The sequence below is a fragment of the Pseudomonas sp. MT92 genome (assembly GCF_058792515.1).
The window spans coordinates 178076-193697 of record NZ_JBXAFA010000013.1 but is presented as its reverse complement, the minus strand read 5'-3'; the positions used below and the strand labels follow the sequence as shown (position 1 = coordinate 193697).

Here is a 15622-nt window from a genome sequence, read left to right as displayed (position 1 = left end):
GCTAAACGCAAAACATCGACGACGATCACCGCCATAAGCAGCCATAACCCTACGCTGCTGGTATGATGCGCGGCTTTTTCCGACCCACAGAAAATTCCCAGGCGCCAACAGCGGTCTGTGCTTTGCTGTTGAGGTCGATACATTCACGGCGCCGGGCGCGCCACGGGGAGCAGACATGCTGGAAAGGCTGTTTCAACTCAAGGCACACAACACCAACGTACGCACCGAGATACTGGCGGGCGTCACGACCTTTTTAGCCATGGCCTACATCCTGTTCGTCAACCCGAGCATCCTCGGCGAGACCGGCATGGACAAGGGCGCGGTATTTGTCGCGACCTGTCTGGCCGCCGCCATTGGCTCCACAGTCATGGGGTTGATCGCCAACTACCCGATCGCCCTCGCGCCGGGCATGGGCCTGAACGCCTTCTTCACCTACACCGTGGTCCTGCACATGGGTCACACCTGGCAAGTGGCGCTGGGCGCGGTGTTCATTTCGGCGGTGTGTTTCTTCCTGCTGTCGATCTTCCGCATCCGTGAATGGATCATCAACAGCATCCCGTTGCCATTGCGCTCGGCGATTGCCGCCGGTATCGGCCTGTTCCTGGCGTTGATCGCCCTGAACAAAGCCGGCATCGTAGTCAGCAACCCGGCGACCATGGTCGGCCTCGGTGACCTTAAACAACCGGCACCGATCCTCGCCACCCTCGGCTTTGCCTTGATCGTCGCCCTCGAAGCGCTGGCCGTGCGTGGTGCCGTGCTGATCGGCATTCTGGTCGTGACCATTGTTTCGATCGCGATGGGTTTCAGCCCGTTCGGCGGCGTGATGTCGATGCCGCCTTCGCTGGCGCCGACCTTCCTGCAACTGGACATCAAGGGCGCATTGGACATCGGTCTGTTCAGCGTGATCTTCGCCTTCCTGTTCGTCGACCTGTTCGACAACTCCGGCACCCTGATCGGCGTCGCCAAGCGCGCCGGCCTGATGGGCAAGGATGGCCACATGCCGAAAATGGGCCGCGCCCTGATCGCCGACAGCACCGCCGCCATGGCCGGTTCCCTGTTGGGCACCTCGACCACCACCAGCTACATCGAATCCGCCGCCGGCGTGAGTGCCGGTGGCCGCACGGGCCTGACGGCCGTCGTGGTGGCCGTGCTGTTCCTGCTGGCACTGTTCTTCTCGCCACTGGCCTCCAGCATTCCGGCTTACGCCACTGCCCCGGCGCTGCTGTTCGTCGCCGTACTGATGACATCCGGCCTGGCCGAAATAGACTGGGACGACATCACCGTTGCCGCACCGGTCGTGATCACCGCCCTGGCGATGCCATTCACTTATTCCATCGCCAACGGCATCGCTTTCGGTTTCATCTCGTGGACCGCGATCAAACTGCTGTCCGGGCGTGGCCGCGAGCTGAACCCGGCGCTGGTGATTCTGTCGATTCTGTTCGTGATCAAGCTGGGTTGGTTCAACGCATGACTTTTAATTCCCAGGCCTACGCCACTCAGCTCGAAGAAAAGGTCACGCGCTTGCGTGACCTCCTGGCGCCGTTCGATGCGCCGCAGCCGGCCGTCTTCGACTCGCCGCTGCAGAATTTCCGCCTGCGCGCCGAATTCCGCCTGTGGCGCGAAGCCGGCGAGCGCCACTACGCGATGTTTTCCCAGGAAGACAAACGCACGCCGATCCTGATCGAAGAATTCCCGATCGCCAGCCAGCGCATCAACCAGTTGATGCCGCAGCTCAAGGCCGCCTGGCAAGCCAGTTCAGCCCTGAGCCACAAGCTGTTTCAGGTGGAGTTCCTGACCACCCTGGCTGGCGACGCCATGATCACCCTGTGCTACCACCGTCCGCTGGACGAACACTGGCACGCGGCGGCCTCGAAGCTCGCGACCGAATTGAATGTCAGCGTGATTGGCCGCTCCAAGGGCAAGCGCGAAGTCATCGGTCACGATTACGTGGTGGAGAAGCTGGAAGTCGGCGGCCGTACCTTCAGCTATCGCCAGCCCGAAGGCGCCTTCACCCAGCCCAACGGCACCGTGAACCAGAAGATGCTCAACTGGGCGTACGACGCGCTGGGCGATCGCCCGGACGACTTGCTGGAACTGTATTGCGGCAACGGCAACTTCACCCTGCCGCTGGCCACTCGTGTGCGCAACGTGCTGGCCACCGAAATCAGCAAGACCTCGGTCAACGCCGCACTGAGCAACCTCAGCGAAAACGCGGTGGATAACGTCACCCTGGTGCGCTTGTCCGCCGAAGAGCTGACCGAAGCCTTGAATGAAGTGCGGCCGTTCCGCCGACTGCACGGCATCGACCTCAAGAGCTACGAGTTTGGCAGCGTATTCGTCGACCCGCCGCGCGCCGGCATGGACCCGGACACCTGCGAACTGACCCGGCGCTTCGACAACATCCTGTACATTTCCTGCAACCCGGAAACCCTGGCGGCCAACATCGCCCAACTGCACGACACGCACCGCATCACCCAATGCGCGATGTTCGACCAGTTCCCGTGGACTCACCACATGGAATCCGGCGTATTGCTGACCCGGCGCTGAGTGCAGGTGCCAGACATGAAAAAGCCGTCTCTGCGACGGCTTTTTTTCACCCGGTTTTCACCCCGGCAGATTCTTTCGATATTCAGTGGTGGTGATGCCTTTATACCCCCAGTTATCGGTATCAATTTCCTCGATCACGATGTGCGTCAGTTCAGGCGGTTTGCCGAGGACGCGCTGCAAGGTTTCGGTGATTTCCGCGATGACCTGGGCTTTTTGCTCCCGGGTAACGCCGTCACGGGTAATACGTACGCTGACGAAAGGCATGCTGTATCTCCTGCTCGTTGATCAAGAAAGGCCTGGGGTATCGAACTCACTGTATCGGTGTGCAGGCATCTGATAAATACTGATTCACACACTTCATTTGATCCCCGGTGTAATCAATCATGCAGCGACAATTCGACGATCTTCAGCTGGGCAGTATCGAGCTGTTTTGCCTGGCCGCCGAAGCCGGTAGCTTCACTTCTGCCGCGCTGGTGGCAGGCGTCACTCCGGCGGCCGTGAGTCGCTCGGTGTCACGTATGGAAGAGCGTCTGGGCGTACGGCTGTTCGCACGCACCACCCGCAGCGTCAAGCTGACCGACAGCGGTCGTCGCTACTACGAGGAATGCCGCCAGGCGCTGGCTCAACTGGTTGAAGCCCAGCGCGAAGTCATGGGCCAGCAGCAAGTGCCGTCCGGGACCTTGCGCATCAGTATTCCCACCACCTACGCCCACCATCGCATCCTGCCGTTGCTCCCGGCCTTTCGCGCGCGTTTTCCGGCGGTGAAGGTTGAGTCGCACATCAGCAATCGCAACATCGATTTCGTCGGCGAAGGTTATGACATGGCCATTCGCGTGCGGGCCATTCCCGATTCCGGCCTGATCGCCAGGCCCCTCGAAGACGCCGAACTGGTGATGGTTGCCAGCCCCGACTACCTCCAGCATGCCGGCACGCCGCAAACCCTCGACGACCTGCAGCACCACGAATGCATCCAGTACGAACTGCCCAGCAGCGGCCGGCGCATCGCCTGGTTGTTCAACGACAAGAGCGTGGAGCGGGAAATTCTGGCGGAAGGCAACTTCAGTTGTTCCGACGATGTACTGGGTGGCGTGACCCTGGCGAAACACGGCGCGGGGTTGTTTCAGACCTATCGTTTCATTGTCGAAAAGGAGCTGGCTGATGGCTCGTTGCTGGAAGTGCTCAAGCCCTACGGCGGACGCTCTCGGCCGTTTACCCTGCTCTATCCGCAAAGTCGCCACGTCCCCCTCAGATTGCGGGCGTTTATCGATTTTCTGCTTGAGCATCTGCCGCGCTGATACGAAACCGTCCGATCACCGCACACAAAAAGCCCGCTGACCGGCTCTTCAATTGACCGTATTAACCAGTTAGTACAATTTATCTCCACAGGCCGGAATCCTCGGCCAATGCCAAAAACAATAAGTGGAGAAACATCGATGTCCCCCATTATTCTGGTGCTCAACGGCCCGAATCTGAACCTGCTCGGCACCCGTGAGCCGGCAACCTACGGCCACGAAACCCTCGCTGACATTTCCGCCCTGTGCGGTCGTACCGCCGAAGAATTCGGCCTGGCGGTGGAGTTTCGCCAGACCAACCACGAAGGCGAACTGCTCGACTGGATTCACAACGCCCGCAACCGTTGCGCCGGCATCGTGATCAACCCGGCCGCCTGGACCCACACCTCGGTGGCGATCCGCGATGCGCTGGTGGCCAGTGAACTGCCAGTGATCGAAGTGCACCTGTCCAATGTCCACGCCCGTGAACCTTTCCGCCACCACTCCTTCGTCTCGGCGATTGCCACTGCGGTGATGGCCGGGTTCGGCAGCCACGGCTATCGCCTGGCGCTGGAGCATTTCAGTCTGCGCTTGAAGGGGTGAGCATCGTGAATCAGAACCATACGGTATTGGCCGGACTGATCGGCGCCGGCATCCAGGCATCCCGCACCCCGGCGCTGCACGAACATGAAGGCGATGCCCAGGGTTTGCGCTACCTCTATCGCCTGATCGACCTCGATCAGCTGAAACTCGACAGCAATGCCCTGCCCGACCTGCTCAGTGCCGCCGAGCGCATGAACTTTACCGGGCTGAACATCACCTTCCCGTGCAAGCAGGCGATCATCCCGCTGCTCGACGAATTGTCGCCGGAAGCCCGCGGCATCGGCGCGGTGAACACCGTGGTGCTCAAGGATGGCAAGCGCATCGGCCACAACACCGATTGCCTGGGATTTGCCGAAGGCTTTCGCCGTGGCTTGACCGGCGTTGCCGTTGACCGCGTCGTACAGATGGGTGCCGGAGGCGCCGGTGCCGCCGTCGCCCACGCACTATTGAGCGAAGGCGTACGGCAACTGAGCATTTTCGATGTGGAAACCAGTCGCGCCCAGAGCCTGGCGGACAACCTCAATCAACATTTCGGCAGCGGCCGCGCCGTCGCGGGTCTCGATCTGGCGGGGAGCCTGGCCGAGGCCGACGGCCTGGTGAACACCACACCCATGGGCATGAAAAAACTGCCGGGCATGCCAGTGCCGGTCGAGTTGCTGCGCGCGCAGCTGTGGGTCGCGGAGATTGTTTACTTCCCGCTGGAAACCGAACTGCTGCGCAACGCCCGCGCCCTGGGTTGCCGGACCCTGGATGGCGGCAACATGGCGGTGTTTCAGGCGGTGAAGGCGTTCGAATTGTTCAGCGGCGTGGTGCCCGATGCCCAGCGAATGCTGGCGCACTTTCAAAGCATGAATGGCTGAAGGTTTTCTGTGGCGAGCGAGCTTGCTCGCCACGGTTTCAGGCCTGCAGGTAGCGCAATACCGACTCGCAAATCATCTCCCGGTGACGCGCCTTAATGCCCTCGTCCGGCAAGTCGATCTGAAAAATCTCACCGAAGGTGTGACGGTTCGACACGCGATAGAAGCAGAACGAGCTGATCAGCAAATGCACATCCAGCGGAACCAGCCCCTTGCGAAACAGCCCTTCCTCGGCACCACGACGCAGAATCTCGCCCAATGAATCGAGGATGGTGTTGTTCATCGCCTTGATCGCATCGGAACGCTTCACGTACTCGGCGTTATGGATGTTTTCAATGCTGACGATGCGCACGAAATCGACGTTGCGGTCATGGTGATCGAAGGTGAATTCCACCAGCCGCCGAATCGCCTCCACCGGGGCCAGTTCGGCCAGGTGCAGACGGTTTTCGGTGCTGCGGATATCGCCGTAAAGCTTTTCGAGCACTTCGACGTAGAGCTGTTCCTTACTGCCGAAGTAGTAATAGATCATGCGCTTGGACGTGTGGATGCGCTCGGCGATCGCATCCACGCGAGCCCCGGAAAGCCCCTGCTGAACGAACTCGACAATGGCTTCTTGAAGAATGTTCTCGCGGGTTTTTTCCGGGTTGTTCTTGCGACTCTTGCGCGGCTCGGCCATCGGTTCGCCGGACGCCAAGGAGAGTTCTGAAGTCATTGTCATTGCGGGCTCACGGCCATCACTGCACAAGCGGGCGATTATGGGCTGAGCCGCACACTGAGGGAAGCCGTGCGGCAATGGATTACTCCCGTCATTACGAATTTCCTACAACTTTGCCTGACGGACGGCACCGCTTCGGGATTTGGCCATTGCCGCCAGTCGTACCGCGACGTTGGCCGCGCCGTAACCGGCATAGCCGTTCTTGCGCTGGATGATCTCGAAGAAAAACCGCCCTTCGAACGGCTCGGTGTAGACATGGAACAGCTCGCCACCCTGGGCATCGCGGTCGTACAGCACGTTGTAGTAGGCCAGTTCGCTGAGGAACTCGTCGTCGAAGTCGAAGCGCGCCGCCAGGTCGTCATAGTAGTTGAGCGGGATGTCCAGCAACGGAACGCCCGCCGCTTTCGCGCGACTGACTTCGGCAAAGATATCGTCGCAATCAAACGCGATGTGATGCACGCCGGAGCCGCGATAACTCGACAGCGCGTGTGAGATGGCGGTGTTGCGGTTCTCGGAAATGTTCAGCGGCAGACGAATCGAGCTGTCCCGACTGCGCAACGCGCGGCTCTTCACCAGACCATAAGGGTCGGGCAACACCACTTCGTCGTCGGCCTCGAAATCCAGCAGGCTCTTATAGAACAACACCCAACTGTCGAGGCTGTCGGCCGGCAGGGCCATCGCCATGTGATCGATGCGTTTGAGGCCGCCGCTGGCCAGCGCGTTCGGCTGCAGGTTGAAGTCGGTGCCGTAGACGTCGGCGTCCTGATCCACCAGGTAAATCAGGCTGCCATCCGGCGCGCGCACGGCGGCGAGTTCCAGTTCATTGGGGCCGACCAGCCCGCGATAGGGCTGGCCTTTGTAAGCCACGGCGCGGGCCAGTGCACTGGCGCTGTCCTTGACCCGCACGGCGGTGGCGCACAGCGATGGACCGTGGGCCTCGAAAAAACTGTGGCCGAACGAGTAAGGCTCGGAGTTGAGGATCAGGTTGATATCGCCCTGGCGCAACAGGCTGACGCTCTTGGAGCGATGCTGGCCAGCCTTGACGAAGCCCAGGCGTTCCAGCCAGTTCGAGAGCTTGGCACCGAGGCTTTCATCCACGGCGAACTCGAGAAACTCGATGCCGTTGTACTCGCTGGCCTTGGGCGTCTCGAACAGGATGTCGAGGTTGGCCGCAGGTCGGGATTCCTGCTCCAGGCGCTGACGGGTTTTCTCTTCGAGGTACAGCAACGAACGCAAACCGTCGGCGGCATTGGCCCGTGGCGGCGCGGCGCGAAAGCCGTCGTTGAAGATCTCCAGCGACAGCGGCCCGGTGTAACCGCTCTTGATGATCGGTGCGAGGAAGCCCGGCAGATCGAACTCGCCCTGGCCCGGGAAGCAGCGGAAATGCCGGCTCCACTCCAGCACATCCATGGCCAGGATGGGCGCGTCGGCCATTTGCACGAAGAAGATCTTGTCGCCCGGGATATCAGCGATGGCGCTTGGATCGCCCTTGAGCGACAGCGTATGAAAGCTGTCGAGCAACACGCCGAGGCTTGGATGATCGGCCTGACGCACGATGTTCCACACCTGTTGATAGGTGTTCACATGCCGGCCCCAGGCCAGTGCTTCGTAACCGATACGCAAGCCCCGCGCGCCGGCGCGTTCGGCCAGCAGGCGCAAGTCGTCGACCAGAATCTGCTCGTCGCCAATGGAATCGGCCGAGGCGTTGCTGCACACCAGCACCAGGTCGGTGCCCAGTTCCTGCATCAGGTCGAACTTGCGCTCGGCCCGCTCCAGATTGCGCGACAGGCGGTCACGGCGGCAGCCTTCGAAATCCCGGAACGGTTGAAACAAGGTGATGGCGATCCCGAGATCGGCGCACATCTGTTTGATTTCCCGGGGGCTGCCGTCGTAGTAGAGAAGGTCATTCTCGAAAATCTCGACGCCGTCAAAACCGGCGGCGGCAATGGCTTCGAGTTTTTCCGGCAGGGTACCGCTCAAGGAAACGGTGGCAATGGAACGCTGCATATCTTCGACTCCCGGTACTGGAGACCATTTTGTTAGGGGCATTCGCCAGCTGATGCGGGGACTGCGTTTAGCTTTGAGTGAATTATTGGCTGCGTGATCCCGCACAGCAATTTAAAGTGTACTACCCAGTTAGTTTTGCGTGCGATTATCGAACAAAATGACAATTGGCGAATTGACGATTTTTCGTCCACTGCGCAACATCAACACCACATTGGGCCCGGTCACCACACATCGGTCCCAGTTAACAACGACCCAGAACACCACATAAAAATTTCAAAAAAACGGGTATACGCTCATGCGCTCCTTCACCGCTCTGCTCGCTCGAACCAACGCCATTACGCCTGGCCCGGCGTCCATCCGCCCCCTGCGCACCGCTGGCACACACGTGCCGCTCGCTGAATAACCCGTCAGCCGACGAAACAGCCGATCAGTCCTCACGCGCACGCCGCCAGCGATTGATCACGCGCCCTTGAAGTCCCGACGAGCCTGGCTTGTCAGTCATTGAACGGATGGCACACATGAATCCTACACAAAGCTCACGCATGGCCCCGGCCATGAGCGCTACCACTGGTGGCATCGGCGATAAAATTCGCGGCGCCATGGCCGTCGGCAAAACCCGTTGGGGCATGCTGGCGCTGGTGTTTTTCGCCACCACCCTGAACTACATCGACCGCGCCGCCCTCGGCGTCATGCAGCCCATCCTGGCCAAGGAAATGAGCTGGACGGCGATGGACTACGCCAACATCAACTTCTGGTTCCAGGTCGGTTACGCCATCGGCTTCGTGCTGCAAGGGCGCTTGATCGATCGGGTCGGTGTGAAGCGCGTGTTCTTCTGCGCCGTACTGCTCTGGAGCCTCGCAACCGGCGCTCATGGCCTGGCCACATCGGCGGCTGGCTTCATGGTTTGCCGCTTCATCCTCGGCCTGACCGAAGCCGCCAACTACCCGGCCTGCGTGAAGACCACGCGCCTGTGGTTCCCGGCCGGTGAGCGTGCCGTGGCCACCGGTATTTTCAACGCCGGGACCAACGTCGGTGCGATGTTCACGCCGATGCTGCTGCCATTGATCCTGCATGCCTGGGGCTGGCAAGCCGCGTTCCTGTGCATGTCGGCACTGGGCGGCATCTGGCTGGTGTGCTGGGGCCTGAAATACTTCAACCCGGAAGATCACCCTCGCGTTAAACAGTCGGAACTGGACTACATCCAGAAAGAAGTCGAACCGGAACAAACTCGCGTACCGTTCTCGAAAATCCTGCGCATGCGTGGCACCTGGGCCTTCGCCCTCGCCTACTCGATCACCGCGCCGGTGTTCTGGTTCTACCTGTACTGGCTGCCACCGTTCCTCAATCAGCAATACAACCTGGGGATCAACGTCACCCAGATGGGCATCCCGCTGATCATCATCTACCTGACGGCCGACTTCGGTAGCGTGGGCGGCGGGATACTGTCCTCGTTCCTGATCGGCCGCGGTATCAACCCGATCAAGGCGCGACTGATGTCCATGTTCCTGTTCGCCTGCTGCATCATCGGCGTGATCATGGCCGCCGGCTCCAGCAGCCTGTGGGTCGCGGTGTTTGCCATTTCCCTGGCCATCGGCGCGCACCAGGCCTGGACCGCGAACATCTGGAGCCTGGTGATGGACTACACGCCCAAGCACATGATGAGTACGGTGTTCGGTTTCGGTGGCATGTGCGCCGCCATTGGCGGGATGTTCATGACCCAGTTGGTCGGCCACATCCTGACCGTCACCAACAACAACTACACCGTGCTGTTCACCCTGATTCCGGCGATGTACTTCATCGCGCTGATCTGGATGTACTTCATGGCCCCGCGCAAGATTCCGAAAGTAGAAGACTGATGCTGCCTCGGCGCAGGCCCGATTTCGGGCCTGCGCTTTTTTTGTGCCCGCATTTCATGAATCCACGATTTTTCGTTCATCGCCAAGGAGGTCTAACCATGTCGCCAGGTCGCCTGAGCATCGCCCAACGCGCGGTCATCAGCTTCGGTCTCATCGCCCTGCTGGTGCTGTTGCAGGGCTTGTTCGCCCTCAAGCAAGTCGCCCAAGTGCGTGCCACCGGCCAATACACCGAGAACATCTCCCTGCCCAGCACCCGCTACCTGGGGGAAATCCGCGACTATGCATTGAGCATTCGCGTACTCAGCCTGCGCATGGCACTCAACCGCGACCCCAAGGTGCTCGAGGCCACGGTGAGCCGCCTGCATCAGGTGCAGGGCTGGCTGGAGCAGGCGCTGAACAAATTCACCCCCCTCGTGGGCGATTACAACAGAGAGCCGTACGAAAAATTCGTCGCGACCGTCACCCAATACCGTCAAGCGCTGGCGCAATACGAAACCCTGTCGCGGGAAAACCGCCAGGAAGAAATGACCGCGCTGCTCAACGGCAAGATCCAGGATTACTCGACCCTGACCGGTGACCAGTTCGCCGAGCTGGTGGCCCTCACCACCCAGCAAGTCAGTCAATCGGCGCAACAGGCCGACGCGCTCTACAACCAGGTGAAAGTCACGGTGATCGGGGCCTTGATCGCCGTCTCGCTGCTGACCGTGCTCCTCGCCTGGATGTTGATTCGCAGCATCGTGGCGCCCATCCGTCAGGCCGTAGACGTGGCCGAACAGGTCGCCGCCGGGGATCTCAGTACGCCGATCAGCAGCCACGGCACGGATGAAACCGGGCGCTTGCTGACCGCGTTGTCGATCATGCAAACCAGCCTGCGCGAGACCCTGCAACGGATCAGCGACGCCTCCACGCAACTGGCCGCTGCCGCCAACCAGATGAAACAGAGCACCCACCAGGACTCTGGCCGCCTGCAACAGCAGCACAACGAAATCGAACAAGCCGCCACGGCGGTGAACGAGATGACCGTGGCCGTGGAAGAAGTCGCCCGCAATGCCGTATCGACGTCGGACAGTACGCGCCAGTCGACACAACAGGCGAGTCAGGGTCAGGCGCGGGTGATTGAAACACTCGACTCGATCCAGGCCATGAGCGCCGATGCCGGCACAGCCCTGCAACAGGTGCAGACCCTGGCCGAGCAATCCCGGGAAATCGGCAAGGTGCTGGACGTGATTCGCGCCATCGCCGAACAGACCAACCTGCTGGCGCTCAACGCGGCCATCGAGGCCGCCAGGGCCGGGGAAGCCGGGCGCGGTTTTGCGGTCGTGGCCGATGAAGTTCGCGCACTGGCCCATCGCACCCAACAATCGACCCGGGAAATCGAACAGATGATCGGCCGGGTTCAGGGCGATACCGAAGGGGTGGTGCTGTCGATGCACGACAGCAGCCAGCGCGTTGCGCAAACCCTGTCGCTCGCTGAACAGGCTGGCATCGCGCTGGCGGAAATTACCCGGGCCATGGAACAGATCCATGAGCGCAACCTGGTGATTGCCAGCGCGTCGGAAGAGCAAGCGGCGGTGGCGCGCGAGGTGGACAGGAATCTGCTGAACATTCGCGACCTGTCACTGCAAAGCGCCGACGCCTCGACCCGCACCAGTGCTACCAGCCAGGAGCTGTCGCAATTGGCGGCGGGCCTGCAAAACCTGGTGGTGCGCTTCAGGTTCTGAGCGGCCTCAACGGCGACTTTGCTGCCAGGCCGCCGCCAGGCCACTGCAGCAAATCACCGCGATCCCGAGCACCGTGGTCAGGGTTGGCGTGTGGGAAAAGAGCAACCAGCCCAGCAGACCGGCAAACACGATCTGGCAGTAACTGAAGGGCGCCAGCAAGGCGGGCGCGGCATGGCGGAAAGCCTGGGTCAGAAACAGATGCGCCGTCATGCCGCAGGCGCCCAGCGCCAGCATCAGCACGCCATGCGGCAGGCTCGGCACCTGCCAGAAGAACGGCACCAACGCACTCATCACCAGGGTGTTGCACAGCCCGGCGAAGAAGTTGCTGGTGGTCGGGCTGTCGATCTCGCTGAGCTTGCGGGTCAGCAGTTGATAGAAGCAGAAAAACAGCGCCGAACAGAACGGCAGCAACACCGCCGGGGTGAACAACTCGCCGCCGGGGTGAACAATGATCAGCACGCCACTGAAACCGAAAATCACCGCCAGCCACTGCCCGCGCGTCACGCGCTCCTTGAGCAACGGCACCGACAACGCCGTGACCAGCACGGGCGCCAGGAAGTTGACCGAGGTCGCTTCCGCCAGCGGGATGTACATCAACCCCGTGGTGAAAAACAGACTGGTGCCCAGCAGGCATAACGCCCGGGCCAATTGCAGCAACGGGCGCTTGGTACGCAACACCCGCAACCCGGATTGCGGCAGGAAAATCCCGGCCATCAACAAGGTGTGCACCACATAACGCGCCCACACCACCATGACAATCGGGTAGAACCCCGAGAGGTATTTGGATATCGCGTCATGACTGGAAAACAGGAAGGTGGCAACGACGATCAGCAAGATGCCCTTGAAGGGCTGATTGACGCCGGAAAGCGGGGTGCTGACTGTCATTGGGTTTCCTTTTGTTTACATCAAAAATCAAAAGCTTCGCGGGCAAGCCACGCACCCACAGGTCCGCATAAAACGTGTGGGTGCGTGGCTTGCCCGCGACAGGTGCGCAGCACCGCTTACAGCCGCGCCAACAATTCCCGGGTTTTATCCAACGCCATCTGCGCCCGGTCCAGGCCGCTCACGCCCTGCTCCAGCAGTTGCAGGGTGGGAATTTCCAGACTCAATGGAATGTTAGCCGGCAAACAACGCAACAGCCCCGGCAGATCGCAATCGCCATCGCCGGGAAACCGCCGCTCGTTACGGGCCTGACGCAAAATCTCGGCCATGTCCGCCGGACGGGGCCCCGCCACATCACATAACTGCGCATACCGTAGCCGCGAAGGGGCAACCCTGGCCAGATCTTCCAGCCGCGACCCGGAGCGATCGAAATGGAACGCATCCACCAGCACTGCACCGTTTTCGCGCCCGGCTGCCTCGACGATGCGCACGGCTTGCTCAAGGTTGCGCGCATCGGTCCAGGGCATGAACTCCAGGTGCGGATGCAGTCCATATGGGGCCGCCAGATCACAAAGCAGCGCAAAGTTATCGGTCAGGCGTTGCTCATCCACATCATTACCGGCCACCAGTAATTCAGTCGCACCGAATTCGGCACCGACCGCCAGCACCTTCTCGAATTCGGCGACGACGGTATCCGGCTTCAAGCGCAGGATTTCAACATCCAGTACACGTAGGCCGGTATCGCGCAGACGCGCCAGGGTCTGACGGCGCAAACCCGCATCCGCCACCAGGGCAAAATGGTGCTCCTCCGGCGTCGCCGGCACCAGACGCAAGCCGACGTGGCTGTACCCGGCCCGCGCCGCGACGTCGACCATCTCGGGCGGTGACAGCTCCAGCACGGTCAGACTGGCCAGGGAAAAGATTCGTTCACTCATGGTCAAGCCTCAATCAGGGAAGGTGTGCAAGCGCGACCGGTTTCGGCGGCTTCGCGGATGGCTTCGATCAGCGCCAGGGTGCGGGCGGCATCGGCGGCGCTCACCAGCGGCTCGACTTCCCGGCGCACGACGCGCACGAAATGCTGCAACTGCAAGCGCAACGCCTCATCGGCGCTGAAGCTTTCCTGCGTCTGCACCAGGGACTGATGCCACCCGCCATCGGCTTCGGTGTAATGCCAGCGCTTGAGTTGCGGAATGCTCAGCGCCCCGCCGGTTCCGGCGAGCAAGTAACACGGCTGGTCGGCCTGACGCGGATACACCGGGTTCTCCCCGGAATCCAGCTCCCAACTCCAGGGCGCCGCCACCGCGTCGGACCCGGTCAGGCTGCCCAGGGCACCGTTGTCGAACTGCAGCAACACCGCCGCGCAATCTTCGTTGGCAAAACCGCGGATGGCGTTGCTGGTGATGGCCTGCACCTGACGCACTTCACCGCACAAGTGCCGCAGCAAATCGAGGTCGTGGATCAGGTTGGTCAACAACATCCCGGCACCCGCCTCGCGGCGCCAGGGCGTCTCGAAGTAACTGTCGGGTTTGCGCAACTGCCAGAGCGCCGTGACCGTGGTCAACCGGCCCAAGGCGCCGCTCTTGACCAGTTCATGGGCACGGACGATCAACGGGTTGTGCCGCCGATGATGGCCCACCAGCACCGGTACTCCCGTAGCCTTCGAAGCCTCCACCAACCGGCGAACCTCATCCAGATGCACGCCGACCGGTTTCTCCAGCAACACCGCTACACCGACGGCGAGGCAATCGAGGGCAGTGCTGACGTGCAGATTATTCGGATTGGCGACGATGACCGCGTCCGGCTTCGTCTGCTCCAGCATCTGAGCGTGATCGGCGAAATACGCCACTCCCCATTCGGCGGCGAGGGTTGCTGCTAGCGGACCGGGATCGGCCACGGCGCACAGCGTCGCTTCAGTCAGGGTTTTCAGATGCCGGTAATGCTGCTGGCCCATGATGCCAGCGCCGATCAGGGCGATTCGAAGGGGCGAATTCAAGGCGCGGTCCTCTTGTGTTTATTGTTGGAAGGAAGATTTCCAATAATTTAGAACCAGGTTCCAGATTCTTACACACACAAGGACTGAAAGTGTTCGAACAGCGCACAGCTTTCATTTGGCAAACGAAAATCCTTTGTGGGAGCGAGCTTGCCCGCGATAGCGGACCTCCAGCCAACAATGATGTCGGATATACGTCCCTCATCGCGGGCAAGCCCGCTCCCACAGGAGAAACTTCCGCCCCTAGTTAAATAACTCCGACGCCAGGCTCGCCGCCGACAATTCCTCGGTAAACCTCAACAACAACGGCGCCAGTTCATGCAGTCGTGCGCCCGGCATCCGCGCGCTCGGCCCGGCAATGCTGAGTACGCCAATCACCCGGCCAGAGCCGGGATGACGCACCACCGCGGCAATCGCCGACGTGCCTATCGCCGAACTTTCCTCGACACAGGCGTAGCCTTGCTCCCGCGCCAGGCGCAGGCGCTCGAGCAATTCAATGTTCGAGCGCGGCGCATTCGGCCCCAGTTCCAGTGGTCGGTCCATGGCCTGGCGTTCTACCAGCGACAGGGCTTCGGCATCGCTCATGCACGCCAGCCACGCATGCCCGGAGGCCGTGTAAAACAGCGGTGCATCGCGGCCCATGTCCGGGTCGTAACGCAAGCCGGAGCGGGCCCCCTGGGACTTGGCGATCCAGGTCTGCCGCTCGCCGTCTATGACGCCCAGACGCACCAGTTCACCGGTTTCCTGAGCCAGGCGATCGAGCACCGGCTGCACGATATCGGCGCCACTGCTCGACAGATAACGGAACCCCATCGCCACCAGCTTGGTCGACAGGTGGTAGCGCAGGTTCTCCGGGTTCTGTCGCACATAACCGAGGCGAATCAGCTCCGCCAGCATGCGATGGGTGGCGCTCTTGGGGATGTCCAGCTGCTCTGCCAGGGTCTGCATCGGCAGGCCACGGGGGTCGCTGGTGAGGCTTTCAAGCACACTGAAAACACGTTCGATCTGACTGCCGGCCATGGGAGCTTCCACGCAAAATTTGCTCGATTCTAGAAGACAACCGGCCGAATGCGAAATCTGGAACTCGCCGTCCGATTACCGCCCGCTTTGTGCGCCACAGGCTTGCCCGACTCCGTCGACCTCTTATATTTTCTGGAATCAAATTCCAAAATA

14 protein-coding genes and 1 pseudogene are annotated in these 15622 nt (G+C 61.1%); 8 read left to right on the top strand and 7 right to left on the bottom strand.

Features of this window, described 5'->3' with window-relative positions:
• Positions 1-175 precede the first annotated feature (175 nt).
• Together AC1Q6D_RS23615 and trmA are read left to right on the top strand one after the other, a co-directional pair.
• The gene (locus AC1Q6D_RS23615) at positions 176-1471 is read left to right on the top strand and encodes an NCS2 family permease (protein ID WP_103403482.1); all 1296 of its coding nucleotides are present in this window, start codon (positions 176-178) and stop codon (positions 1469-1471) included.
• Positions 1468-2547, top strand: a complete 1080-nt coding sequence (gene trmA, locus AC1Q6D_RS23610) for a tRNA (uridine(54)-C5)-methyltransferase TrmA (RefSeq protein WP_103403481.1) — start codon at positions 1468-1470, stop codon at positions 2545-2547. The genes AC1Q6D_RS23615 and trmA overlap by 4 nt, the downstream gene beginning before the upstream one ends.
• 57 nt (positions 2548-2604) lie before the next feature.
• Here the strand turns inward: trmA and AC1Q6D_RS23605 are convergent, their stop codons facing one another.
• A complete protein-coding gene (locus AC1Q6D_RS23605) occupies positions 2605-2811 on the bottom strand; it encodes a tautomerase family protein (protein ID WP_047533558.1) in 207 nt (68 codons plus the stop codon).
• A gap of 119 nt (positions 2812-2930) precedes the next feature.
• On the opposite strand from AC1Q6D_RS23605, the gene AC1Q6D_RS23600 reads away from it, so the two are divergent.
• From AC1Q6D_RS23600 to AC1Q6D_RS23590, 3 genes are all read left to right on the top strand, one after another.
• Positions 2931-3842 carry a LysR family transcriptional regulator gene (locus tag AC1Q6D_RS23600; protein WP_103403480.1) on the top strand — a complete coding sequence of 304 codons (912 nt, stop codon included), beginning with the start codon at positions 2931-2933 and terminating at the stop codon, positions 3840-3842.
• Between the two features lie 138 nt (positions 3843-3980).
• Positions 3981-4421: a type II 3-dehydroquinate dehydratase gene (gene aroQ, locus AC1Q6D_RS23595; protein ID WP_103403479.1), complete on the top strand. Its 441-nt coding sequence runs from the start codon at positions 3981-3983 to the stop codon at positions 4419-4421.
• A gap of 5 nt (positions 4422-4426) precedes the next feature.
• Positions 4427-5281, top strand: a complete 855-nt coding sequence (locus tag AC1Q6D_RS23590) for a shikimate dehydrogenase (RefSeq protein WP_103403519.1) — start codon at positions 4427-4429, stop codon at positions 5279-5281.
• Between the two features lie 37 nt (positions 5282-5318).
• On the opposite strand, the gene AC1Q6D_RS23585 is transcribed toward AC1Q6D_RS23590, so the two are convergent.
• Together AC1Q6D_RS23585 and quiC are read right to left on the bottom strand one after the other, a co-directional pair.
• On the bottom strand, positions 5319-5996 hold the full coding sequence (locus AC1Q6D_RS23585) for a TetR/AcrR family transcriptional regulator (RefSeq protein ID WP_103403478.1): 678 nt from the start codon (positions 5994-5996) through the stop codon (positions 5319-5321).
• Between the two features lie 102 nt (positions 5997-6098).
• Positions 6099-8000, bottom strand: a complete 1902-nt coding sequence (gene quiC, locus AC1Q6D_RS23580; RefSeq protein WP_047533568.1) for a 3-dehydroshikimate dehydratase QuiC — start codon at positions 7998-8000, stop codon at positions 6099-6101.
• A gap of 518 nt (positions 8001-8518) precedes the next feature.
• Between quiC and AC1Q6D_RS23575 the strand changes: the two genes are divergently transcribed.
• The 3 genes and pseudogenes from AC1Q6D_RS23575 (at position 8519) to AC1Q6D_RS23565 (ending at position 11577) form a co-directional block, all read left to right on the top strand.
• Positions 8519-9856, top strand: coding sequence for an MFS transporter (locus tag AC1Q6D_RS23575; RefSeq protein ID WP_103403477.1), 1338 nt, complete (start codon positions 8519-8521; stop codon positions 9854-9856).
• Positions 9856-10722: pseudogene (locus AC1Q6D_RS23570) on the top strand (MCP four helix bundle domain-containing protein); the annotation flags it as partial. The gene AC1Q6D_RS23575 and the pseudogene AC1Q6D_RS23570, both read left to right, overlap by 1 nt.
• Positions 10714-11577 carry a methyl-accepting chemotaxis protein gene (locus tag AC1Q6D_RS23565; protein WP_371919888.1) on the top strand — a complete coding sequence of 288 codons (864 nt, stop codon included), beginning with the start codon at positions 10714-10716 and terminating at the stop codon, positions 11575-11577. The pseudogene AC1Q6D_RS23570 and the gene AC1Q6D_RS23565, both read left to right, overlap by 9 nt.
• 6 nt (positions 11578-11583) lie before the next feature.
• On the opposite strand, the gene AC1Q6D_RS23560 is transcribed toward AC1Q6D_RS23565, so the two are convergent.
• The 4 genes from AC1Q6D_RS23560 to AC1Q6D_RS23545 form a co-directional block, all read right to left on the bottom strand.
• Positions 11584-12462, bottom strand: coding sequence for a DMT family transporter (locus AC1Q6D_RS23560; protein ID WP_103403475.1), 879 nt, complete (start codon positions 12460-12462; stop codon positions 11584-11586).
• 116 nt (positions 12463-12578) lie between these two features.
• Entirely contained in the window at positions 12579-13394 is an 816-nt protein-coding gene (locus AC1Q6D_RS23555; protein ID WP_103403474.1) for a sugar phosphate isomerase/epimerase family protein, read from the bottom strand.
• 2 nt (positions 13395-13396) lie between these two features.
• Positions 13397-14452, bottom strand: coding sequence for a Gfo/Idh/MocA family protein (locus AC1Q6D_RS23550; protein WP_103403473.1), 1056 nt, complete (start codon positions 14450-14452; stop codon positions 13397-13399).
• Positions 14453-14692: 240 nt separating this feature from the next.
• Positions 14693-15469, bottom strand: coding sequence for an IclR family transcriptional regulator (locus tag AC1Q6D_RS23545; RefSeq protein ID WP_103403472.1), 777 nt, complete (start codon positions 15467-15469; stop codon positions 14693-14695).
• Positions 15470-15622: the final 153 nt, after the last annotated feature.